General features: G+C 72.5%; 21 protein-coding genes. 10 read left to right on the top strand and 11 right to left on the bottom strand.

The genetic code is table 11. The features are described 5' to 3' along the window. Positions 1–90: 90 nt before the first annotated feature. The 6 genes from kstD to ACLJPY_RS14415 are packed head-to-tail and all read left to right on the top strand — an operon-like array spanning position 91 to position 5,548. Complete coding sequence (gene kstD, locus ACLJPY_RS14440) at positions 91–1,755, top strand: 3-oxosteroid 1-dehydrogenase (protein WP_410588827.1); 1,665 nt, start codon at positions 91–93, stop codon at positions 1,753–1,755. Next, the gene (locus tag ACLJPY_RS14435; protein ID WP_410588826.1) at positions 1,752–2,888 is read left to right on the top strand and encodes a Rieske 2Fe-2S domain-containing protein; all 1,137 of its coding nucleotides are present in this window, start codon (positions 1,752–1,754) and stop codon (positions 2,886–2,888) included. The genes kstD and ACLJPY_RS14435 overlap by 4 nt, the downstream gene beginning before the upstream one ends. Next, on the top strand, positions 2,885–3,160 hold the full coding sequence (locus ACLJPY_RS14430; RefSeq protein ID WP_410588825.1) for a hypothetical protein: 276 nt from the start codon (positions 2,885–2,887) through the stop codon (positions 3,158–3,160). Before ACLJPY_RS14435 ends, ACLJPY_RS14430 begins: the two co-directional genes overlap by 4 nt. After that, entirely contained in the window at positions 3,153–4,184 is a 1,032-nt protein-coding gene (locus tag ACLJPY_RS14425) for a 2Fe-2S iron-sulfur cluster-binding protein (RefSeq protein ID WP_410588823.1), read from the top strand. Before ACLJPY_RS14430 ends, ACLJPY_RS14425 begins: the two co-directional genes overlap by 8 nt. 10 nt (positions 4,185–4,194) lie before the next feature. Further along, positions 4,195–5,046, top strand: a complete 852-nt coding sequence (locus ACLJPY_RS14420) for a MaoC/PaaZ C-terminal domain-containing protein (protein WP_410588821.1) — start codon at positions 4,195–4,197, stop codon at positions 5,044–5,046. Between the two features lie 49 nt (positions 5,047–5,095). Beyond that, the gene (locus tag ACLJPY_RS14415; protein WP_410588820.1) at positions 5,096–5,548 is read left to right on the top strand and encodes a riboflavin kinase; all 453 of its coding nucleotides are present in this window, start codon (positions 5,096–5,098) and stop codon (positions 5,546–5,548) included. A 48-nt stretch (positions 5,549–5,596) separates the two neighbouring features. Here ACLJPY_RS14415 and ACLJPY_RS14410 read toward each other — a convergent pair whose 3' ends face one another. Further along, positions 5,597–6,004: a MerR family transcriptional regulator gene (locus ACLJPY_RS14410; protein ID WP_410588819.1), complete on the bottom strand. Its 408-nt coding sequence runs from the start codon at positions 6,002–6,004 to the stop codon at positions 5,597–5,599. Between the two features lie 86 nt (positions 6,005–6,090). On the opposite strand from ACLJPY_RS14410, the gene ACLJPY_RS14405 reads away from it, so the two are divergent. Further along, positions 6,091–6,819 carry an SDR family oxidoreductase gene (locus tag ACLJPY_RS14405; protein ID WP_410588818.1) on the top strand — a complete coding sequence of 243 codons (729 nt, stop codon included), beginning with the start codon at positions 6,091–6,093 and terminating at the stop codon, positions 6,817–6,819. Positions 6,820–6,908: 89 nt separating this feature from the next. On the opposite strand, the gene ACLJPY_RS14400 is transcribed toward ACLJPY_RS14405, so the two are convergent. The 6 genes from ACLJPY_RS14400 to ACLJPY_RS14375 all read right to left on the bottom strand — a co-directional run bounded on the left by ACLJPY_RS14400 (position 6,909) and on the right by ACLJPY_RS14375 (position 12,201). Then, positions 6,909–7,457, bottom strand: coding sequence for a DUF5134 domain-containing protein (locus tag ACLJPY_RS14400; RefSeq protein ID WP_410588817.1), 549 nt, complete (start codon positions 7,455–7,457; stop codon positions 6,909–6,911). 81 nt (positions 7,458–7,538) lie between these two features. Beyond that, positions 7,539–8,708 (bottom strand): lipid-transfer protein, encoded by a 1,170-nt coding sequence (locus ACLJPY_RS14395; protein WP_410588815.1) that lies wholly within the window; start codon positions 8,706–8,708, stop codon positions 7,539–7,541. Continuing rightward, complete coding sequence (locus ACLJPY_RS14390; protein ID WP_410588814.1) at positions 8,705–9,091, bottom strand: MaoC family dehydratase; 387 nt, start codon at positions 9,089–9,091, stop codon at positions 8,705–8,707. Before ACLJPY_RS14390 ends, ACLJPY_RS14395 begins: the two co-directional genes overlap by 4 nt. Continuing rightward, positions 9,088–9,996 (bottom strand): bifunctional MaoC family dehydratase N-terminal/OB-fold nucleic acid binding domain-containing protein, encoded by a 909-nt coding sequence (locus tag ACLJPY_RS14385; protein ID WP_410588812.1) that lies wholly within the window; start codon positions 9,994–9,996, stop codon positions 9,088–9,090. The genes ACLJPY_RS14390 and ACLJPY_RS14385 overlap by 4 nt, the downstream gene beginning before the upstream one ends. After that, positions 9,993–11,147 (bottom strand): acyl-CoA dehydrogenase family protein, encoded by a 1,155-nt coding sequence (locus ACLJPY_RS14380; RefSeq protein ID WP_410588810.1) that lies wholly within the window; start codon positions 11,145–11,147, stop codon positions 9,993–9,995. Before ACLJPY_RS14380 ends, ACLJPY_RS14385 begins: the two co-directional genes overlap by 4 nt. Before the next feature lie 4 nt (positions 11,148–11,151). After that, complete coding sequence (locus ACLJPY_RS14375; RefSeq protein ID WP_410588808.1) at positions 11,152–12,201, bottom strand: acyl-CoA dehydrogenase family protein; 1,050 nt, start codon at positions 12,199–12,201, stop codon at positions 11,152–11,154. 87 nt (positions 12,202–12,288) lie between these two features. On the opposite strand from ACLJPY_RS14375, the gene ACLJPY_RS14370 reads away from it, so the two are divergent. Both ACLJPY_RS14370 and ACLJPY_RS14365 read left to right on the top strand, forming a co-directional pair. After that, positions 12,289–13,143, top strand: a complete 855-nt coding sequence (locus ACLJPY_RS14370) for an alpha/beta fold hydrolase (RefSeq protein ID WP_410588806.1) — start codon at positions 12,289–12,291, stop codon at positions 13,141–13,143. Next, the gene (locus tag ACLJPY_RS14365; RefSeq protein WP_410588805.1) at positions 13,143–13,646 is read left to right on the top strand and encodes a nitroreductase family deazaflavin-dependent oxidoreductase; all 504 of its coding nucleotides are present in this window, start codon (positions 13,143–13,145) and stop codon (positions 13,644–13,646) included. The genes ACLJPY_RS14370 and ACLJPY_RS14365 overlap by 1 nt, the downstream gene beginning before the upstream one ends. Here ACLJPY_RS14365 and ACLJPY_RS14360 read toward each other — a convergent pair. Continuing rightward, entirely contained in the window at positions 13,621–15,015 is a 1,395-nt protein-coding gene (locus tag ACLJPY_RS14360; RefSeq protein WP_410588804.1) for a WS/DGAT/MGAT family O-acyltransferase, read from the bottom strand. The genes ACLJPY_RS14365 and ACLJPY_RS14360 overlap by 26 nt on opposite strands. 65 nt (positions 15,016–15,080) lie before the next feature. Here ACLJPY_RS14360 and ACLJPY_RS14355 point away from each other — a divergent pair, with 65 nt between their 5' ends. Continuing rightward, the gene (locus tag ACLJPY_RS14355) at positions 15,081–16,316 is read left to right on the top strand and encodes an alpha/beta hydrolase (protein ID WP_410588802.1); all 1,236 of its coding nucleotides are present in this window, start codon (positions 15,081–15,083) and stop codon (positions 16,314–16,316) included. Between the two features lie 12 nt (positions 16,317–16,328). Here ACLJPY_RS14355 and ACLJPY_RS14350 read toward each other — a convergent pair whose 3' ends face one another. Genes ACLJPY_RS14350 through ACLJPY_RS14340 form a run of 3 tightly spaced genes read right to left on the bottom strand, consistent with a single transcriptional unit; the run spans position 16,329 to position 21,354 of the window. Beyond that, complete coding sequence (locus tag ACLJPY_RS14350; protein WP_410588800.1) at positions 16,329–17,189, bottom strand: PhzF family phenazine biosynthesis protein; 861 nt, start codon at positions 17,187–17,189, stop codon at positions 16,329–16,331. Next, entirely contained in the window at positions 17,189–18,349 is a 1,161-nt protein-coding gene (locus tag ACLJPY_RS14345; protein WP_410588799.1) for an SWIM zinc finger family protein, read from the bottom strand. The genes ACLJPY_RS14350 and ACLJPY_RS14345 overlap by 1 nt, the downstream gene beginning before the upstream one ends. Beyond that, positions 18,349–21,354, bottom strand: coding sequence for a DEAD/DEAH box helicase (locus ACLJPY_RS14340; protein WP_410588797.1), 3,006 nt, complete (start codon positions 21,352–21,354; stop codon positions 18,349–18,351). The genes ACLJPY_RS14345 and ACLJPY_RS14340 overlap by 1 nt, the downstream gene beginning before the upstream one ends. Positions 21,355–21,490 lie beyond the last annotated feature (136 nt).

The following is a 21,490-nucleotide window of genomic DNA, read 5'->3' as shown; positions in this document are numbered from 1 at the left end:
CTAGAACTGAAACACGTTCTCGTCTATGGTGGCCGAAAGCGGCCCTCAACTGGATACTCTTTCCATGGAACACGTTACAGGCGAGGTGACATGACGGAGCAGTTCGACGTCGTCGTGGTCGGCAGCGGCGCCGCCGGGATGACCGCCGCGCTGGCTGCGGCCCACCGCGGCCTGAGCGTCGTCGTCCTGGAGAAGGCCGCCTGCTTCGGCGGCTCGACCGCCCGCTCCGGCGGCGGCGTCTGGCTGCCCGGCAACCACGCCCTGCGCGCCGCCGGGATCGAGGAACCACCCGAACGGGCACGCGAATACCTGGCGGCGATCGTCGGCGACGTCGTCCCGGCCGTCCGGCGCGACACGTTCCTCGCGCACGGCCCCGAAGTGCTGCGGTTCGTCTGCGACCACACGCCGCTGGAGTTCCGCTGGGTCCGCGACTACAGCGACTACCACCCCGAAGCCCCCGGCGGACGGCCCGGCGGCCGGTCGGTCGAGCCGGTCGCCCTCGACGGCAAGCTGCTCGGGCCCGAGCTGGCCCACCTCGAACCGCCGTACAGCGCGCCCCCGCTCGGCGTCCCGATCACCCAGGCCGACTACCGCTGGCTGAGCCTCCTGGCCCGGCACCCGCGCGGCGCCGTCCGGTTGCTGTCGCTCGGCCGCCAGTGGCTCGTCGGGAAGCTCCGCGGGCAGCAGCTGCTGAGCATGGGCCAAGCGCTTGCGGCCGGGCTGCGGGTGGGCCTGGCCCGGGCCGGGGTCGACGTCCGGCTGAACACGCCCCTGCTCGACCTGCAGGTCGAAGGGGATCGCGTCACCGGCGTCGTCACGTCGCAAGGTGTCATCGGCGCGCGGCGAGGCGTGATCCTCGCCAGCGGCGGCTTCGAACGGAACCTCGAGATGCGCGAGAAGTACCAGCGCGCGCCGATCGGCGTCGACTGGACCGTCGGCGCGGCCGCCAACACCGGCGACGGCATCACCGCCGGCCTCAAGCTCGGCGCGGCACTCGACCTGATGGACGACGCCTGGTGGGGGCCGTCGCTGCCGCTCACCGGCGGCCCGTGGTTCGCCCTGGCCGAGCGGTCGCGGCCGCGGAGCATCATGGTCGACGCGCGCGGGCAGCGGTTCGTCAACGAATCGGCGCCGTACGTCGAGGCCGTGCACGCGATGTACGGCGACGGGGACGGGCCGGGTGAGCACATCCCGACCTGGCTGCTGTTCGACCAGCGCTACAAGGACCGGTACATGTTCACCGGCATCGGGCCGCGCCAGCCGCTGCCCGGCCGCTGGTTCAAGGCCGGGATCGCGGCGAAGTCGTCGACGCTGGCCGGGCTGGCTTCGAAGATCGACGTCCCGGTTTCCGCGTTGGAAGCCACCGTCCAGCGCTTCAATGGCTTCGCGCGCAACGGCGTCGACGAGGACTTCCACCGCGGGGTCAGCAAGTACGACCACTACTACGGCGACCCGCGCAACAAACCGAACCCCAGCCTCGGCCCGCTGGACAAGGCGCCGTACTACGCGGTGAAGATCGTGCCAGGCGACCTGGGCACCAAGGGCGGCCTGCGCACCGACGAGCACGCGCAGGTCCTGCGCGAAGACGGCTCGGCCGTGCCGGGTCTGTTCGCCGCGGGCAACGCCGGTGCCGCCGTGATGGGCCGGACGTACGCCGGGCCCGGCGCGACCATCGGCCCCGCCATGGTGTTCGGCTACCTTGCGGCGACGCGGCTGGCGAACGAAGATCAGGGGACCACGGGAGGGCAGCGATGACGCAGGAATCGGTACGCACCATCTACGCCGGCGAGCCGCCGACCCGGTTCGCCCGCGGCTGGCACTGCCTGGGCCTGGCGGAGAACTTCCGCGACGGGAAACCCCATTCCGTCACGGCGTTCGGCACGAAGCTCGTGGTGTGGGCGGACTCGGCCGGGCAGCTGCACGTGCTCGACGGCTACTGCCGCCACATGGGCGGCGACCTCACCCAGGGCAGCGTCAAGGGCGACGAGGTGGCCTGCCCGTTCCACGACTGGCGCTGGAACGGCACGGGCAAGTGCGTCTCGATCCCCTACGCCAAGAGGGTTCCGCTGCGCGCGCGGACGCGGTCGTGGACGTCGGAGGAGCAGAACGGGCAGCTGCTGGTGTGGCACGACCCCGAGGGCAACCCGCCGCCCGAAGAGCTGGCCATCCCGCGGATCGAAGCCGCCCACAGCGCCGAGTGGAGCCACTGGACCTGGGACGAGATCTTCATCGACGGCTCCAACTGCCGGGAGATCATCGACAACGTCGTGGACATGGCGCACTTCTTCTACATCCACTACGCCTACCCGACGTACTTCAAGAACGTCTTCGAAGGCCACATCGCCACGCAGTACCTCAACACGAAGGGCCGCCCGGACATGGGCATGGCGTCCAACTACGGCGGCGAGGACAACCTGCTGCGGTCGGAGGCGTCCTACTTCGGCCCGTCCTACATGATCAACAAACTGGTGAACTCGTTCCAGGGCTACGAAATCGAGAGCGTCCTCATCAACTGCCACTACCCGGTGACGCCGACGTCGTTCGTGCTGCAGTACGGCATGAAGGTCAAGAAGCTGCCGGGGATCTCCGACGAGCACGCGGACAAGATCGCCGCGAAGCTGGCCCGCGGGATCGGCGCCGGCTTTCTGCAGGACGTCGAAATCTGGAAGCACAAGACTCAGATCGACAACCCGCTGCTGTGCGAAGAGGACGGTCCGGTCTACCAGCTCCGCCGCTGGTACCAGCAGTTCTACGTCGACGCGGCCGACGTCACCGAGGACATGACCCGGCGGTTCGAGTTCGAAGTGGACACGACGAAGGCGAACGAGGCGTGGGCGGCGGAGGTCGCGGAGAACCTGGCGCGGCAGAAGACCGAGGCGGAAGTGTGACCACCGCCGAGCAGGCTGCGTTCTCGGATGCGGCGGAGTTCCTGTCGGGCGGACTGCGGCCGCACGAGTGCCGCAGCTGCGGCACGTGCGTGCTGGTGAAGAAGAACAGCATCCAGCACACGAGCATCCAGTGGACTTCCCGGCCCGCCGACACCTGCCCGGTCTTCGCGGACGCCGACGGTCCGTCGGCGTTGCTCGACACGTGCCCGAAGCTGGCCGACAGCATCGGCGACGCCGTGCGCGAAGGCACGCTGGCGGTGGCCGATGGCTGAGCGGGTCTACACGCTGACCGTCGCCGACGTCGTCGTCGAGACGCCGGACGCGCGGTCGGTGGTCTTCGAGGTCCCGCCCGAGCACGCCGAAGCGTTCCGCTATTCCGCCGGGCAGTTCCTGACCTTGAAGATCCCCAGCGAGCGGACCGGTTCGGTGGCGCGGTGCTACTCGCTGTCGAGCGCACCGCACGAGAACCGCGTCCAGGTCACGGTCAAGCGCACCGACGGCGGCTACGGGTCCGGCTGGATCTGCTCGTCGTTGCGGCCGGGCATGCAGCTCGACGTGCTGGCGCCGGCCGGGGTGTTCTGCCCGGCGTCGGCGGACGAGGACTTCCTGCTGTTCGCCGCCGGCAGCGGCATCACGCCGGTGATGGCCATCCTGAAGACGGCCCTGGAGACCGGGTCCGGGCGGGTCGTGCTGGTCTACGCGAACCGCGACGAGCGTTCGGTGATCTTCGCGGGCGAACTGGCGTCACTGGCGAAGCGGTACGGCGACCGGCTGGTGGTCGTGCACTGGCTGGAGAGCGTCCAGGGCCTGCCGGACGTCCCGCAGCTGCGCGGGCTGGCGTCGGCGTACCCCTCGCACGAGGCGTTCCTGTGCGGTCCGGCGCCGTTCATGGCGGCCGTGCGGGAAGCGCTCGGACAGCTCGGCCTGCCGCGGGAGCGGGTGCACGTCGAGAAGTTCACGTCACTGACCGGGAACCCGTTCGAAGAGGCCGTCTCCGAGGAAGCCCCGGCTTCGGACGAAGCACCGGCGTCGCTGACGGTGACCCTCGACGGACAGACGCGGTCGATGGCGTGGCCGCGGCAGCGGAAGCTGCTGGACCGGCTCCTGGACGACGGCATGGACGCGCCGTACTCGTGCCGCGAAGGGCAGTGCAGCGCCTGCGCTTGCCGGGTCGTGTCCGGTGAGGTGAAGATGCTGCACAACGAGGTCCTCGACGCCGAAGACCTGGCGGACGGCATCGTGCTGGCCTGCCAGTCGCTGCCGGTCACCGACGAGGTCTCGATCAGCTACGAATAGGAGTCCCCGCGTGCCCATCGATCCCGCGGCTGCCATCGGTGCCGAGATCGGCGAGGTGAGCTTCGCCTGGACGTCGTCGGACGTGCTGCTGTACCACCTGGCGCTCGGCGCGGGCCCGGACGAGCTGCACTACACCTACGAGCAGGATCTGGTGGTGCTGCCGACGTTCGCCACGGTCGCGGCCAACCTGCGCGTGTTCGACCCGCCGGCGGTGTCGTTCCCCGGGATCGAGATCGACCTGGCGAAGGTGCTGCACGGCAAGCAGGAGATCACGCTGCACCAGCCGATTCCGGCCTCGGGGAAGGCGGTGGCGCGGTCGCGGGTCGCCGACGTGTACGACAAGGGCAAGGCGGCGGTCGTGGTCCAGGAGGTCGCGGTCACGTCGTCGACCGGCGATCCACTGTGGACGGCCCGGTCGAGCATCTTCGCCCGCGGCGAGGGCGGGTTCGGCGGCTCACGCGGTCCTTCGGACCGGATCGAGTGGCCGACGCGGTCGCCGGATCTCGTGGTCAAGACGCCGACGCTGCCACAGCAAGCGCTGCTGTACCGGCTCTGCGGCGACCGGAACCCGCTGCACGCGGACCCGGCGTTCGCCCGGGCGGCGGGCTTCGACCGGCCGATCCTGCACGGGCTGTGCACGTACGGGATCGTCGCGCGGGTCCTGGTGAACGCGTTCCTGGACGGCGACCCGGCCCGGGTGGCGTCGTTCGCGGCGAAGTTCGCCGGCGTCGTGTTCCCGGGCGAGACGCTGCGGATCCGGGCGTGGCGCACCGGCGACGACCGCGTGCTGGTGACGACGTCGGCGGTCGAGCGCGACGACGCGCCGGTGCTGGCGGACACGGTGCTCGTGTCCACTCCGTGAGCGCCGCTCGTCCGCCCGCTACCGTGGAAGGGGAACCTCGGGAGGACGAATGCCGGAATACTTCGTGGTGCGGGGAACGGTCGAACCGGGCGACCAGCGCGGCCGCGAGCTGGGCTTCCCCACGGCCAACATCGCGCTGCGCGACCAGGACGGCTCCTTGGGCGACGGCGTGTGGGCGGGCTGGATCGGCCGCCCGGACGGCACGCGCCTGCCGGCGGCGATCTCGGTCGGCCGCCGCCCGACGTACTACGGCGCGGACGGCTACCGCCTGCTGGAGGCCCACGTCCTGGACTTCAGCGGTGACCTCTACGGCGAGACGCTGGTGGTGTGGCTCGGGTCCCACCTGCGCGCGCAGGAGAAGTACAACTCGGCGGAAGACCTGATCACGGCGCTGAAGAACGACATCGCCGCGGCCGGCCAGTGGACGTCGGAACACCCGGCGGCTTCGCTCCCGGAGCCGGGCGAAAGCGGGCTCGGCGAGGTGCGGCGAGTCGCGGGGTGAGTTCGACCGCGTCGCGGGTCGAGGCTCGTCGCGTCGCGGGGTGCTCGCTCAGGCCGTGGGGACGAGTGCGTCGTCACGCTGGCGGGCGAGGTGGGCCGCCGCCCCGGCCATCAGTGCGTCGAGGTGGTCGCGAGTGGTGAGCAGGGCGGCGATCTGCGCGTCGATCCGCTTGCGCTCACGCCGCATCACTTCCAGCGTCCGCACGGTGATGTCGCCCGAGGGGGTGTCGACGCACGGCAGCAGCGCGGCGATCGTCTCGCTCGACAGGCCGCCGTCGAACAGCCGGCGCAGCAGGTGCACGCGGTCCACCGCGTCTTCCGGGTAAAGCCGCTGCGCTCCCGTCGTCCGGGTGGCGGTAAGCAGACCGCGCTGCTCGTAGTAGCGGAGCGAGCGAACGCTGACGCCCGTGCGGGCGGACAGCTCGCCGATGCGCATCCGCCGACCTTCTTCGCCCACTGTAACCTCCGCCACTCTTCGTGGAACCTGACATCCGTGTCAGATTTTACCCTGCGATCGGAACCGCAACGGGAAAGGACACCATCGTGGAGATCGCGGGATCGGTCGCTTTGGTCACCGGGGCCAATCGCGGCCTCGGCCGGGAGTTCGTCGAGCAACTGAAGGAGCGGGGCGCCGAGAAGGTGTACGCCGCCGCGCGCGACACCAGCACCATCACGACGCCGGGCGTCGTGCCCGTGGCACTGGACGTGCTCGACCCGGAGAGCGTCGAGCGGGCCGCCCGGCAGGCGGGGGACGTGACCCTGCTCGTCAACAACGCCGGGATCGCGACCGGCCAGAACCTCATCCGCGGCGACCTGGCGCAGGTCCGCCGGGAGATGGAGGTCCACTTCTTCGGCACGCTGGCGGTCACCCGCGCCTTCGCCGACATCCTCGGCGGCAACGGTGGCGGGGCCATCATCAACGTCTTGTCGGTGCTGTCCTGGTTTTCCTGGGACGGAGCCACGTCGTACTCGGCCGCGAAGGCGGCGGAGTGGAGCCTGACCGCCGGCACGCGCGTCGAACTCGCCGGACAGGGCACGCAGGTGCTGGGCGTGCACCTCGGGTCCGCCGCCACCGACATGACGAGCGGCTACGACGGGCCCAAGCTCAAGCCGAGCGAGGTCATCGGGGCCACGCTGGACGGCCTGGCCGGCGGCGCCGTCGAGGTCCTCGCCGACGAGTGGAGCCGGACCACGAAGGCCGGCCTCGCCCAGGACCCGGCGGAGTTCTACGCCGCGGCCGCCCGCCCGATCCGGCGGCGCACGGCCGGGTGACCGGCCGGGTCGGTCACCGCGCGGGGTAGCCGCGGCTTCGCCCGACGCGGCGGGTCACTACCCGGAGCCCGCGCTCACCCACCCGACGCTCACAACGCCGAGGCCAGCAGCATGTAACCCATCCCGGCGCCCATCACCGCCCGGCACACCGCGCGCGACGCCTGGCCCGCGTCCGCCCGCACGACCGCCGCGCCGCGGGCCACCAGCACTCCCGACCACGCCGCGTCGACCACGAAATACCCCGCCGCCACCACCGCGATCAGCGGCAACGCCAGCCGGGAATCCATTGTGGACATCGTCAGCCACGGGCCGTGGTCCATGCCGGCGTGCGGCATCGCCGTCACCATGTACAGCATCGCCGCCGCCGAAAGGGCGTGGTGGGCGCAGGTCCGGTTCCGCCACCAGGCCGCCGCGAACCAGCCCGTCGTCAGCACGAGCACGGCCTGCCAGCCCGCCGTCGGGATCGGGCCGCCGACCGGCGAAAACATCGCCACCATCGCCACCACCAGGAGCAGCTCCGCCAGGTCTCCGTGGCGGACGCCGTGGCCCAGCCGCGCGTAGTCGAGGCGGGTCAGGCGCAGCACGCACGGCAGCACCAGCGCCGCGAACACCGCCGTGAGCGCCCAGTCGACCGCCATCGGTCTCACTCTCCGTCGTGGGATGGTGTCTCCACCGTGACACCCACGCCGGTCGCGCACCAGCCGTCATTGAGGTGACACTCAGTCACCCGTCAGGATGAGCCCGCTCGTCGGCACGCCGGTACCCGCTGTGACCAGCACCCGGGCCGCGCCGGCGACCTGGTTGACCGCCGTGCCGCGGATCTGGCGGACGCCCTCGGCGATGCCGTTCATGCCGTGGATGTAGGCCTCGCCGAGCTGGCCGCCGTGCGGGTTGAGCGGCAACGCCCCGTCGAGTTCCAGCGCCCCGTCGGCGATGAAGTCCTTCGCCTCGCCGCGGCCGCAGAACCCGAGCTCCTCCAGCTGCATCAGCACGTACGGCGTGAAGTGGTCGTACAGCACGGCGACGTCCACATCGGATGGTCCCAGCCCGGACTGGCCCCACAGCTGCCTGCCGACGACGCCCATTTCCGGCAGCGCGGCCAGGTCGTCGCGGTAGTAGCTGGTCATCACGTACTGGTCCGGCCCGCTGCCCTGCGCCGCCGCGGCGATCACCGCCGGCGGCCGCGCCAGATCGCGGGCCCGCGAAACGCTCGTGACGACCAGCGCGACCCCGCCGTCACTTTCCTGGCAGCAGTCGAGCAGGTGCAGCGGCTCCGCCACCCAGCGCGACGCCTGGTGCTCTGCCAGGGTGATGGGCCGCCCGTGGAACCACGCGTCCGGGTTCGTCGCCGCGTGCTTGCGGTCGATCACGGCGACCCGGCCGAAGTCCTCGCTCGTCGCGCCGTAGTCGTGCAGGTAGCGCTGCGCCACCATGGCCACCGTCGCCGCCGGGGTCGCGATGCCCATCGGGTAGTGGAACGCGTTGTCCACCCCCGAGGAGTTGACCTGCCCGGCCGCCGCGGCCGACACCTGGCCGAAGCGGTGCCCGGACCGCTCGTTGAACGCCCGGTAGGCGACGACGACGTCCGCGACGCCGGTCGCCACCGCCATCGCGGCCTGCTGCACGGTCGCCGCCGCGGCCCCGCCGCCGTAGTGGATCCGGCTGAAGAACTTCAGTTCGGGGATCCCGAGTTCCCGTGCGACCGCGATCTCCGCGTTGCCGTCCATCGTGAACGACACGAGGCCGTCCACATCGGACGGCTTCAGGCCCGCGTCCGCCAGCGCGTGGGAGATGCATTCGGCCGCCAGCCGCAGTTCGCTGCGGCCGGAGTCCTTGGAGAACTCCGTCGCGCCGATCCCCGCGATCGCCGCCTTCCCGGAAAGCGTCACGGCAGGGTCACCTCCACGGTGCCGGCGACGTGCTCGCCGAGACTGTCCACACCGGACACCGACACGACGACGTCGTTGCCCGCAGCCGAGACCACCCGCCCGGTGAACGTCAGCGTGTCGTAGGCGTAGCAGGGCACGCCGAGCCGGATCTTGATCGACCGGATCAGCGCCTCGGGCCCGGCCCACTCCGAGACGAACCGCTGGACCAGGCCGGTGTCGGTGAGGATGTTGAGGAAGATGTCCTTCGAGCCGCGGGCCACGGCCGAATCGCGGTCGTGGTGGACGTCCTGGAAGTCCCGGGTGGCCAGCGCGGTGCTGACGACGAACGTCGGGGTCGCCTCGATGGTCAGCGGCGGCAGCTCGGTCCCCTCGGCGACGGTCATCGCGCCACCTTCCACGCGGGCAGGGTCAGGTCTTCGTCGACGCGGATGAACGCCGCGACCACCGGCAGTCCGATGTGGACCTCGTCCGGAGCCGCGTCCAGCAGCTCGCCCAGCACGCGGACCCCTTCTTCCAGTTCCACCAGGGCCACCACGAACGGGAGGTCCTTGCCCGGCACCGGCGGGTGGTGGTGCACGACGTAGGAGAACACCGTCCCGCGCCCACTGGCGACGACGTGGTCGGGCTTGGTGTCGAGCGAGCCGTCGGGCGGCATCGGCCCCGGCGGGTGCCGCAGCGTTTCGCCCCAGCGCTGGATCCGCAACTCGCCCTCGCGAAGGCCCTCCCAGAAGAACTCCGTGTCCCGGCTGAGCACCGGCCGCAGCACCGGCGACGGCGGCGGGTCCGGGGCCGGCGGGCGGAACTTCAGGACCCGGAACACCATCTCGGCGACGGACTCGTCGCCGACGGACCACGTCGTCCGCGTCGTCACGAACCAGCCTTCGCCCAAGGCGGTCTTCTTCGGCCCGGAGACGTTCTCCAGCCGGGTGGCCGCGGAGACGTGCTCGCCCGGGCGGAGGTAGCGGTGGTAGGTCTGCTCCGAGTTCGTGGCCACCACGGAGGTGAACCCGGCTTCGTCGAGCACCGCCATCATCGCGCCGAGCGGGTCGTCCTCGGCCCGCGCGCCGTGCAGGCCCTTCATCGTCCACACCTGCGCCATCGCCGGTGGCGCGACCAGTCCCTTGTGGACGCTCGCGGCGGCGAACTCCGGATCGGTGTAGACCGGGTTGGCGTCCCCGATCGCCTCGACCCAGTTGTTGACCATGGCCTGGTTGACGGGGTCCCGCGCCGGGCCCGGCGCGCATTCCCCGCGTGCGGCGATCTCCGCGGCGGCCTCTTCGACGTTCATCGCGGCACCCTCGGCAGGCCCAGGCCGATCGAGGCGATCAGCTCCCGTTGGATTTCGCTGACGCCTCCGCCGAAGGTCAGCACGATGTTGCGCTTCGCCGTGAGGTCCAGCCATTCGGCGAGCTCCGCGGTGTCCGGATCGGCGAGGTCACCGTGGCGGGCGACGACTTCCTCGAGGTTGCGGCCGATCCGCTGGATGGCCTCGGAGCTGAACACCTTGGTCGCCGACGCGTCGGCCACGCCCACCGGCGCACTGGCCGAGGACACCGCGACCTGCCAGTTCAGCAGCTCGTTCACCCGCGTCACGGCCAGCGCCTCGGCGAGCACGGCCCGCACGTCGGCGAGGTCGAGCAGGCCGTGGGCGCTCGCCCAGGCGCGCACGCGGTCGTACAGCCCGCCGATCCGCCCGGCCGGCCCGAGCATGACGCGCTCGTGGTTGAGCTGCGTCGTGATCAGGCGCCACCCCGCGTTTTCCTGCCCCACCAAGCGGTCCACCGGTACGCGGACGTCCGAGTAGTACGTCGCGTTGACGTGGTGGGCGCCGTCGCAGGTGATGATCGGTGTCCAGGAGTAGCCGGGGTCGCCCGTGTCGACGATCAGGATCGAGATGCCCTTGTGCTTCGGCGCGTCCGGCGCGGTCCGCACGGCGAGCCAGACGTAGTCGGCGTCGTGCCCGCCGGTGGTGAAGATCTTCTGGCCGTTGACGACGTATTCGTCGCCGTCGCGCACCGCCGTCGTCCGCAGCGCCGCGAGGTCGGTACCCGCTTCCGGTTCGCTGTACCCGATCGCGAAGTGGATCTCGCCGGCCAGGATCTTCGGCAGGAAGAAGGACTTCTGCTCGTCGGTGCCGAATTCCTGCAGGGTCGGCCCGACCGTCTGCAGCGTCACCGACGGCAGCTGGACGTCGGCACGCGCGGCCTCGTCGACGAACAGGTGCTGTTCGATCCCGCCGAAGCCCTGGCCGCCGTATTCGGCCGGCCAGCCGACGCCGAGCCGGCCGTCGCGGCCCATCCGGCGGACGATCTCGCGGAACACCGGCCCGTGCCGCTCGCGCCGCATGGCCCGGCGCTCCTCGGGGCTGATCAGCCCGGCGAAGTATTCGCGCAGTTCGGCGCGCAGCCGGCGTTGCGCGCTGGTCAGTTCGACGTGCATCCGCTCACCCCGCCACTCGTTCGCCGAGCCGGCCGAGCCGGTGCGCGGCCCCGCCGAGCGCCCGGCCGAGATCCTTCACCGCCGACGAATACCGGTGCAGCGGATAGGTTTCGTCGACGCCGACGCCGCCGTGCAGGTGGTGGCAGGTGGCCAGCGCGGCCGGGGCCTGCGAGGCGAACCAGTACGCGGCGACGTCCAGTTCGGCGTCCGCGTCGAGGCCCGAAGCCAGCCGCCACACCGCCGACGACACGGCCAGGTGCACGGTCCGCGCGGCCACGTAGACGTCGGCGATCTGACCCGCCACCGCCTGGAAGGCGGCCAGCGGCCGGCCGAACTGGGTGCGCTCGCCGACGTGCTTCACGGTGAGCGCCAGTGCTCCGGCCAGGAGGCCGTCGCCGAGGGACAGGGCACCGGCCAGCGCGAACCGGTGCAGCGCCGCGACCGCGCCCCGGTCGAACAGCAGATCGCTCTCCTCGACGGCGACGTCGTCGAGCCGGACGGTGTACTCCGGCGCCCCGGCGGAGGTCGGTGCCGGGACGAGCGTGACGCCCTCGGCGTGCGGGTCGACGAGGTAGACGGCGCTCCCGTGCCCGGTGCTGACCGGCGTGAGGATCCGGGTGGCTTCGGCGGCGTACGGGACCGCCGTCTTCACGCCGCTGATCAGCCACTTCCCGTCGCCGGCCCGCGCGGTCGCGGCGGGCTCGGCGGCCAGTGGCGCGGACGGTTCGTTCAGGGCCGCGGTGAGCAGCGCGTCCCCGGCCGCGACCGGCGGCAGGAACTGCGCGCGCTGGGCCGGGGTGCCGAGCGCCTCGATCGGCAGGACTCCCAGGGCGAGCGCGGCATACGCGGGCACAGGGGCCGCGGCCCGGCCGACCTCGGTCAGGACCTGGGCCACCTCCGCGACGCCCAGGCCGTCGCCTTCCAGCTCCGGGGGCAGCGCCAGGGCGAGCAGGCCCGCCGAGGCGAGCGCGCGCCAGGGATCGTCGGTCGAGCCGAGCACTTTCGCGGCGAGGGCGGCGATCTCGGTCTGCGTATCGTCAAGGGCGAAGTCCACGCCTGTCCTCCGGATCGGGCGCAATAGTGAAACCTGTTCTAGTCTTAACCGGAAAGGGTGGGCACGGCAACCCCCGGGGGTGGCGGAATGGCGCGGACGCGGCGGCTGCTGCTCACCGTGCCGCCGACCGCCGGCGTGCCCGAGCCGGTCCCGGTGGAGCTGCCGGGGCGCGGGCACACGGTGGTGACCGACGTCGGCCCCCGTGACGCACCCGCCGTCCTCCTGCTGCATTCGGTGGCCTGCACCGGCCTGCTGACCTGGTACCCGGCGCTGACGCGGCTGGCGCGGCACCACCGCGTCGTCGTGTTCGACCAGCGCTGGCACGGCCGGGGCATCCGCTCGCCGGAGTTCCGCCTCGCCGACTGCGCCGCCGACGTCACCGCCGTCGCGGACGCCCTCGGCGTCGGCCGGTTCGCCGTCGCCGGGTACTCCATGGGCGGGCTCGTCGCGCAGCTCGTCGCCCGCGCGGAACCAGAACGTGTTACCGGAATCGTGCTGTGTTCGACCGCGGCCTCCTTCGGCCGCGGGCTGCGCCGGCGCGCCGCCCTCGAGGTCTTCGGCCGGACGCTGCGGCGGCTGCGCGAGCACGTGCCACCACCGGTCCTGCCCGCCGCGCTCCCCCGCGAACGCCTCGCGGACCACCGGTGGGGGCTGCGGGAGTTCCGCTCGACCACGCCGTGGGCGATCGCGGTCGCCGTCGACGAGATCGGGCGGTTCGACTCGACGCCGTGGCTCGGGTCCCTCCGCCTGCCCGCGGCCGTCGTCGTCACCGCGAAAGACCGGTTCATCGCCCCCGCCCACCAGCGCTCGCTGGCCCGCCGGATCCCGGGCGCGGCCACCTACGAGGTCGCCGCCGGGCACGCCGCCTGCGTGCTGGCCGCCGACCGCTGGGTGCCCGCCCTGCTCGCCGCGGTCTGCTCCCTCCGAGGAAGGAAACCATGATGGGACGCTTCAGCCTGCCCGATGCCAAGCCCGGAGGCCTCGACTCGCCGGTGACGGCGAAGGTCATGAAGTACGCGGCGAAGGCGCAGGTGGCGGTCTTCCGGTGGACCGGCGGCCGCCTCGGCAGCACGTGGCGGATCGGCGCCGGGTTCCGCAAGCCGGTGCCGACGCTGCTGGAGCACCGCGGCCGCCGGTCCGGGCGGCTGTTCACCACCCCGCTGCTCTACCTGCGCTCGGGCGGCGACTTCGTCGTCGCCGCGTCGCAGGGCGGGCTGCCGCGGCACCCGCAGTGGCACTTCAACCTGCAGGCGAACCCCGAAACCCGCGTGCACCTCAAGGGCCGTCGCGGTGTCCCGGTCACTGCCCGGGTCGCCGGGCCCGAGGAACGCGCGGAACTGTGGCCACGGCTGGTCGAGCTCTACGCGGACTTCGCGAAGTACCAGGCCTGGACCGACCGGGAGATCCCGGTCGTGGTGCTCAGCCCGCGTTCGGCGCGGCCTTGAGCAGCTCGGCGAGCGCGTCCGGCAGCGCGTCGGCCAGCGGCCACAGGTCCTTGACCAGCTCCCGCGCGCCGAGCAGGCCGACGTGCACCTTCCCGGCGTTGGACAGGACCGTGACGTTCAGCCCGGCGCCGTGGAAGACCGGCCCGAGCGGGTAGAAGCCGGTGATCCGCGCGCCCAGGAAGTACAGCGGCATCGGCGGCCCGGGCACGTTCGAGACGACCAGGTTGTGCACCACCGGGTGCTTCTCGGCCAGGCGCAGCGCCGAGTACGCGCGCACGGCGAGCCCGAACGCCGACGCGACCGAAAACTGCGCCCAGTCCTGCAGCATGTCGGCGTCGATGTCGTGGTGGTGGTCCTTCGAGCGCCGGTTGGCCTCGGCGAGGAAGAACACCCGGGCGGCCGGATCGGCCAGGTGCGTCGGCAGGGAGGCGAAGAACGCCGAAACCTTGTTGCTGCCCTGCTCGCGTTCGGTCCGGTCGTGCACCGAGACCGGGACCGTGGCCACCAGGGGGTCCTCGGGCAGCTCACCGCGGCCGGAGAGGAACTCCCGCAGCGCGCCGGCGACGAGCGCGAGCACGACGTCGTTCACCGTGACCCCGAAGGCGTTCTTGACGTCCTTGACGTCGGCGAGGTCGAGCTGGGCGAAGGCGACGCTGCGGTGGCCGGTGATCGTGCCGTTCAGCGACGTCCTCGGCGCGGTGAACGGGATCGGCATCCCTTTGCCGCGCAACGCCCGCCCGACCCACCGCGGCATCAGGCCGAGCAGGTCGGGCAGCAGCCGCGCGACCTCGGCGGGCCGCCGCACGACGCTTTCGACCCCGGAGCGGACCAGGTCCAGCGGCGACGGCATCCCGGCGTTCCGGCGCTCCTCGACCTCGGGCATCGGCCCGTCCGGCTCGAGCGCGGCCAGGTAGGTGATCAGGCTGGCGCCGCTCACGCCGTCGACGCTGGCGTGGTGCATCTTCAGCAGCACGGCGAGCCGGCCGTCGGCCAGGCCTTCGATGACGTAGAGCTGCCACAGCGGGTGCGCGCGGTCGAGCTGCTGCCCGGCGATGTGCGCGCACAGCCCGGCCAGCTCGGTGCGGTCGCCGGGGGCCGGCACGCCGATGCGGTGCACGTGGTGGTCGAGGTCGAACTCCTCGTCCTCCACCCACACGGGGTGGCTGAGGTTCCAGAGCGGGTTGTGCAGTTTGCGGCGGAACGCCGGGATCAGCCGGACGCGTTCCTCGAGCTTTTCGTGCAGCTTCGCGAACGTGTAGCCGCCGGGGACGGTCGAGCCGTCGAGGATGAGCAGCCCGCAGACGTGCAGGACCTGCGACGACGTCTCGAGGTAGAGGAAGCTCGCGTCGAGGCCGCTCAATCTCTGCATGGCGCCCAGGGTAGGACACATCCGGTGAGCGGCGCGTCACCCTACTCGCCGGTATCATCGCGGTGGTGCAGCCGAATTTCCTGATCCGCCGTGCGGTCCAGCTCGGTCTCACCGCCAACGCGCTCCGCCCGCTGCGGGCCCGCTCGACGACGATCCCGGTGTTCTTCGCCGGGTGGCTGACCGGCGAGCTGGCCCCGCAGCTGCTGGCCCTGACCGCGGCGGACGCCCTGGTCCACGTGGCCCGCCACGGCACCGGCGACCGGTCGACGAAGGCGGGGCTGGCGATGGCGGCCGCGTCCGCCGCCGGCCTGGCCGCGCTGGTCCGGACCGGCCACGGCGCCCGCGAGGAGATCGAGAAGGCGCTGACCGAGGCGCTGGGCGAGGACTACGCGCAGGAGCTGGGCCGGTCGGACCTGGGCCTGCCGTGGGGCGAGCTGGCGCTGCCGTTCCGGATGGGCGCCCCCGACGTGCGCGTCGACCGCAACATCGCCTACGCCCCGGGCGGCAAGCGCTTCCTGCTGGACGTCTACCGCCCGTCGACGCCGGTTTCGGGCGCCCCGGTGCTGCTGCAGGTCCACGGCGGCGCGTGGGTGATCGGCAACAAGGAGGAGCAGGGCCGGCCGCTGATGCGCTACCTGGCCCGCCGCGGCTGGGTGTGCGTCGCGATCAACTACCCGCTGGCCCCGGCCCACCGCTGGCCGGCGCACATCATCGCGGCCAAGCAGGCCCTGGCCTGGATCCGCTCGTCGATCGCCGAGTACGGCGGCGACCCCCGGTTCGTGGCGGTGACGGGCGGATCGGCGGGCGGCCACCTGTCGGCGTTGCTGGCGTTGTCCCAGAACGACCCGGCGCTGCAACCGGGCTTCGAGGACGCGGACACGAGCATCCAGGCCTGCGCCCCCCACTACGGCGTGTACGACTTCGCGGCGACGTCCGGCGCCCCGGCGAGCAAGTACCGCCTGGAGACCCTGCTCGCCCGCCGCGTGTTCGCCCCGGACCGCGACCCGCTGTCCCATTTGGACGACTACATCGCGGCATCGCCACTGGACCGGATCACCTCGGAAGCCCCGCCGTTCTTCGTGATCCACGGCCGGGACGATTCGCTGGTCCCGGTCCGGGAGGCCCGCGAGTTCGTCGCCCGCCTGCGGGAGAAGTCCCGCCGGCCGGTGGCGTACGCGGAACTGGCGGGGGCACAGCACGCGTTCGACGTGTTCACGTCGGTGCGCTCGGCCCACGTGGTCCGCGGCGTGGCGCGGTTCCTGGACTTCACCTACCACGCCTGGAAAGCCGAGCACCGCTGAGGCGCCGCGCGTTCAGAGCGGGACTGCGGTACCGGTGACGGAAATCCCGCTGTCCGGCTCGGCCGGAACCGAGACCAGGATGCGCCCCGGCCTCCCCATGTCACTTCCTTGCAGCACGGTGAACGCGCGGCCCGGCGGAATCCGGTCCAGTTCGCGCAGGTAGCCGCCCAGCGCGGCGGCTGCGGCTCCGGTGGCGGGATCTTCGACGATCCCGCCCGGCGGGAACGGGTTCCTGGCGTGGTAGACCGTCGGCGACTCGCGCCAGATCAGGTCGACGGTGGTCCAGTCGTTGCGCCGCATGAGGGCGGCGAGCCGCGGGAAGTCGTAGTCGAGCCGGGCCAGCCGTTCCCGGGACGACGCCGCAACCACCGGGTGCCACGCGCCCGCGAAAGCGGCACGCAACGGCAGCTCCGGGTCGAGGTCGTCGGCGGACCAGCCCAGCGCGCCCAGCAGCTCGGCGGCGTCGTCCGGGGAAACGTCGGCGGTTCGCGGCCGCACGCTGACCAGGGTCGCGACGATCGAACCGTCCGCCGACCTGTTGGTGGTGACCGGCACCTCCCCCGCCTTCGTGCGGAACCGCAGCAACCCGGTCCCGTGCCGGTGGGCGTACGCGACCGCCGTCGCGATCGTCGCGTGTCCGCAGAACGGCACCTCCGCGCCGGGACTGAAGTACCGCACCGCGACGAAGCCGTCCGGCTGGGGCACCGCGAACGCGGTCTCGGAGAACCCCACCTCGGCGGCGGTTTTCAGCATCACGGCGTCGTCGAGCCCCGCAGCGTCCAGCACGACACCGGCGGGATTGCCGCCGGACTGCTCCGAACTGAACGCCGTGTAGCGCAGGATTTCCATGCTGTCCTCCGTGTTGTTGGGCATCAGTAGACGAGGTCCACCGGACTCGCCGACGGCGGGCCGTCGAGGCGCCACTCGGGCCCTTCGCGGACGAAGCGGTACCAGCGTCCGTCGCGGCCGTAGCGCAGTTGGAGCTCGCCCTGGGTTATGCGGTTGCGCCAGGTTTTGGGCGGGCCGGGGATGCCGGCCTCGGCCAGGACTGCCTGGGCTTCGGCGAGCGGACCCGGGCCCGGCTGCCAGCTTTCCCGCAGCGCCGACAGGCCGCTGCGACCTGCTTCACGCCAGGCCTCGGCCCAGCGGGTCAGGTCGCGGGGCGGAACCTGCGCCGCGGCGGCCAAAGTCGTGATCTCCGGGGCCGCACGGCCGGCCGCGCGGCGGGCGAGGTCTTCCTCGAACGTCAGCTCCGCCGCGGCCGGGCCGCTGGTCAGCAGGTCGCGGGCGAGGGCGGCGGCGTCCGCGGCGAGGGCCGAGAGCGCCGCCGCCGTCCAGCCGGTGCCGGGAGGTGGGTCGAGGTCGAGGACCGCCGGGGGCCCCGGCACCCGCGGGGGTGGCGGCAGGGCGGGGAGCGCGCCCGGCCGCCGGGCGTAGGCGGCCCGTGGGGTCAGGCCCTCGTCGGCGGGCTTCGGCAGCTTCGGTTTCTCGCTGCGGGCCGGGGACCGGCGGGCGCGGAGCTCGGCCAGCACGTCCGCGCGCGGGCGGCCGCGCAGCAGGAAGAGCGTGAACGGGTCGCGGTCCACCTCGTCGGCGACCAGGTAGTACACCGCGGCGACGTGCTTGCACGGGTTCGCCGAGTCCGGGCACGAGCACCGCGGCCGCAGGTCGCCCGGGCCCGGCAGCAGGTCGACCCCCGCCTCGCGGGCCTGTTCGGTGAGCGCGCCCGGGAGCTCGCCGTCGAGCAGGGCGGCCGCGTGGCCGAGCCGGGTGCCGACCACGCCGAGCAACGTGTCCCATTCGCCGTCGGTGAAGGTGCGCATGGTGATGGTCACCCGGTAGGGCTCCGGCCGGCTGCCACGCACCCGGGCGCTGACCACGCCCGCGCCGACGTCCAGCCCGCTGACCGTGCCTTTGCGCGCGTACGTCCGCCCGCGGGGCAGCCGGTTCGGGTCGAGTTTCGCGCGCTGCTCCAGCGCCTCGACCCAGGCCCGGCCCCACCACGTCGTGCCGAAGGTCCGCCGCGGTGGCATCACCCGCCCCCGAGCCGGACGAGGTCGGCGAGCTCGTCGTCGGACAGTTCGGTGATCCAGTCCTCCCCGGCCCCGACGATCGACTCGGCGAGACCGCGTTTCTTTTCCAGCACCTGCGCAATCCGCTCTTCCAGGGTGCCCTCGGCGATCAGCCGGTGCACCTGGACGGGCCTGTCCTGCCCGATCCGGTAGGCGCGGTCGGTGGCCTGGTCTTCGACCGCGGGGTTCCACCAGCGGTCGTAGTGGATGACGTGGGTGGCCCGGGTCAGGTTGAGACCGACGCCACCCGCCTTGAGGGAGAGCAGGAACACCGGGATCTCGCCGGCCTGGAAGCGGTCGACCATGTCCTGCCGCTTCGACGGCGAACTTTCGCCCGAAAGCAGTTCGGTGGGCAGGCCCCGCTCGGTGAGGCGCCGCTGGAGCAGGCGGCAGAGCTGGACGTACTGGCTGAACACCAGGACGCTTTCGCCTTCGTCGAGGATGACGTCGAGGAGTTCTTCGAAGGCCGCGAGCTTGCCGGAGCGCCCGGTGAGCGCGCCGTGCGGTTCTTTGAGGAACTGGGCGGGGTGGTTGCAGATCTGCTTGAGTTCGGTGAGCAGCTGCAGCACCTGCCCGCGCCGCTTGATGCCCTGCGTTTCCCGGATCTCCGCGAGGTTTTCGCGCACGACGGCCTCGTAGAGCGTGGTCTGCTCGGCGGTGAGCGGGACGAACCGGTCGGTCTCGGTCTTGCGCGGCAGCTCCGGCGCGATGTCGGGGTCGGACTTGCGGCGCCGCAGCAGGAACGGCCGCACGGTGGCGGCCAGCCGTTCGGTGACCTCCTGGTCGCGGTCGCGTTCGATCGGCTTCGCCACGGTGCGGCGGAAGCGGTCGAGCGGCCCGAGCAGCCCGGGCGTGGTCCAGTCCACAATGGACCACAGCTCGGTGAGCCGGTTTTCGACCGGGGTGCCGGTGAGCGCGACCTTGGCTTGCGCGGGCACCTTGCGCAGTTCCTTGGCCGTGGCGGAGAGCGGGTTCTTGACGTGCTGGGCCTCGTCGGCCGCGACGAGCCCCCAGTCCACTTCGGACAGCGTCTCGCGGTCCCGCCGGAGGACGCCGTAGGTGGCGAGGACGACCTCGTCGGAGGCGAGGTCGTCGAGGTGGCGGCCGCCGCCGTGGAACCGCCGGACGGGGATTTCGGGGGCGAAGCGGGCGAACTCGCGCTCCCAGTTGCCGAGGAGGGAGGTGGGGCAGAGGACAAGGGTCGGGCCACCGGCTCGCGGGGGCTCGGTGCCGCCCGGGAAAACCGCAGCGGACGACACCTCGGCATCAGCCTCACCGACGGCAGGCACTCCCGAGCCGCGTGCCACCGAGTGCGCATCGGCCGACAGCGGCTCGGCTCCCGAACTCCCGGCCTCACCGAGCGGGCCTGACAGTGGCTCGGCGGCCACCCCACTAACCTCGCCCGGCGCCGATGGCACCTCGGCCGCCACCTCATCCACCTCGGCGCCCTGCACCGGGCCGGGAAGCGCCCCGCTCCTCGCCAGCTCGCGCCGGTGCAGGTGGAGGGCGATCAACTGGATCGTCTTGCCGAGCCCCATGTCGTCCGCCAGGCACGCGCCCAGCCCCAAGCCCGTCATCGTCGCCAGCCAGGACAGCCCCGCCTGCTGGTACGGCCGCAGCGTCGCCCGCAACCCCGGGGGCGGTGCCACCGTCGCCTCCGCCCGGTCGCGGATGCGCGAAGCCAACCCGCCCAGGGCCGGGGGTGCCGCGAACTCGACGCGTTCGCCGTCCACCTCCAGTTCACCCGTCAACGCCGCCGCCAGTGCCTCGCCCGCGTCCAGCTTGCGGGTCCGGCTCCGCACGCGGGCCAGCAGCTGCGGGTCGACCCGGACCCACTGGCCGCGCAGGCGGACCAGCGGGCGCTTGGCTTCGGCCAGCGCCGCCACCTCCGCCTCGGTCAACTGCTCGCCGCCCAGGCTGAGCTGCCAGCGGAACTCCAGCAGGCTCCGCAGGGCGAACTCCGCGTCCGTCACGCTCGCCGGCGCCTGGGTCGCGCTCGCATTCGCCTTCACCTCGGCGGCGAACAAGCCCTTCGACCACAGCACCTCGATGCCGGCACCGCCGAGTTCGCGGGCACCGTCGGTGAGCAGGTCGACGACCTCGTCGTCGGACAGCGCCAGCGAAGCGGGGGTCGCCTGGCTCAGCACCCGGCCCAGCGGCGCCCAGGCCCGCGCACCGCGGCGCAGGCCCAGCAGCAGCTGGGTCTCGACCTGGTCGCCGAGGCGGTTCAGCACCGCGTCCGGCGCGTCCCACAGCGTCGCCGCCTCCACCACCAGGCTCGGCTCCGCCATGCTGCGGACCGCCAGCACCCCGGCGAACGAATCGTCCTCCCGGCCCTCGACCCGCAGGAGCACCTGCACCCCGCGGGGTTCGCGGGCCTCCAGCTCCGCGAGCCACGCGGCGCCGTCCGGGCCCAGCAACGCCGGTTCGCGCGCCGCGAACGCCGGATCGCCCGCGCCGACGGGCGCCGCCGGGCTGCGCACCAGCAGGTCGGCTGTCGCGTCCCAGAGCGCGCGGACCAGGGAATCCGGCGAGTGCAGGCGGATGCGTTTCAGCCCGGTCAGCGGCAGCGCGTACGCCTCCGGTGGCAGGGCGCCGGCCAGCCCCCGCAGCAGCTCTTCGTCGGCGGCGTCCAGCGGGCCGATCCGCCACGCCGCCGCCCCGCCCGGCGAGGCGGCCGGCCGCAGCCGCCCCCGCGCGACGAGGTTCACCCCCGCGTTGACCGCCGCCGACCACGCCGCGACGGCCGGGCTGGCCTCCTCCCCCACCGTCAGGAGCCGGGGCAGCGCCCGCTCCAGGGACACCAGCTCCGCCGCCACCTTCGTCCGCGCGAACTTGGCGCCCCGGGGCAGCACGAGCTCGATCGTGGTCCCGCCGGCCACGTCTTCGCCCCACAGGGCCAGCACCCCGTCCCGCGGGGGATCCGCGGGGAGGTACGTGGCCTGGGTGTCTGCGCTGAACTCCACGACCGCCACGCTAGAACACGACCCCGACAGTTTTGCCCTCGGCGGCGCGAACGGTCCGTTCGCACCGTTGCACAACGCAACCCACCGTGCGCCGAGAGGCATCACGCGTGACCCGAGAGGCATCGCGCGTGATCAG

The sequence above is a fragment of the Amycolatopsis sp. lyj-23 genome (genome assembly GCF_046549135.1).
Classification (GTDB): domain Bacteria; phylum Actinomycetota; class Actinomycetes; order Mycobacteriales; family Pseudonocardiaceae; genus Amycolatopsis.
The sequence above is the reverse complement of the archived record's forward strand: the minus strand, read 5'-3'. Positions and strand labels throughout refer to the sequence as shown.

Excerpts from the sequence above, each read along its gene's own strand:
- ACLJPY_RS14385 (WP_410588812.1), bottom strand. The coding sequence starts at position 9,996 with ATGAACGTCGAAGAGGCCGCCGCGGAGATCGCCGCACGCGGGGAATGC.
- ACLJPY_RS14435 (WP_410588826.1), top strand. The coding sequence starts at position 1,752 with ATGACGCAGGAATCGGTACGCACCATCTACGCCGGCGAGCCGCCGACC.
- ACLJPY_RS14365 (WP_410588805.1), top strand. The coding sequence starts at position 13,143 with ATGGGACGCTTCAGCCTGCCCGATGCCAAGCCCGGAGGCCTCGACTCG.
- ACLJPY_RS14380 (WP_410588810.1), bottom strand. The coding sequence starts at position 11,147 with ATGCACGTCGAACTGACCAGCGCGCAACGCCGGCTGCGCGCCGAACTG.
- ACLJPY_RS14400 (WP_410588817.1), bottom strand. The coding sequence starts at position 7,457 with ATGGCGGTCGACTGGGCGCTCACGGCGGTGTTCGCGGCGCTGGTGCTG.
- ACLJPY_RS14370 (WP_410588806.1), top strand. The coding sequence starts at position 12,289 with ATGGCGCGGACGCGGCGGCTGCTGCTCACCGTGCCGCCGACCGCCGGC.
- ACLJPY_RS14415 (WP_410588820.1), top strand. The coding sequence starts at position 5,096 with ATGCCGGAATACTTCGTGGTGCGGGGAACGGTCGAACCGGGCGACCAG.
- ACLJPY_RS14350 (WP_410588800.1), bottom strand. The coding sequence starts at position 17,189 with ATGCCCAACAACACGGAGGACAGCATGGAAATCCTGCGCTACACGGCG.
- ACLJPY_RS14360 (WP_410588804.1), bottom strand. The coding sequence starts at position 15,015 with ATGCAGAGATTGAGCGGCCTCGACGCGAGCTTCCTCTACCTCGAGACG.
- kstD (WP_410588827.1), top strand. The coding sequence starts at position 91 with ATGACGGAGCAGTTCGACGTCGTCGTGGTCGGCAGCGGCGCCGCCGGG.
- ACLJPY_RS14425 (WP_410588823.1), top strand. The coding sequence starts at position 3,153 with ATGGCTGAGCGGGTCTACACGCTGACCGTCGCCGACGTCGTCGTCGAG.
- ACLJPY_RS14390 (WP_410588814.1), bottom strand. The coding sequence starts at position 9,091 with ATGACCGTCGCCGAGGGGACCGAGCTGCCGCCGCTGACCATCGAGGCG.
- ACLJPY_RS14345 (WP_410588799.1), bottom strand. The coding sequence starts at position 18,349 with ATGCCACCGCGGCGGACCTTCGGCACGACGTGGTGGGGCCGGGCCTGG.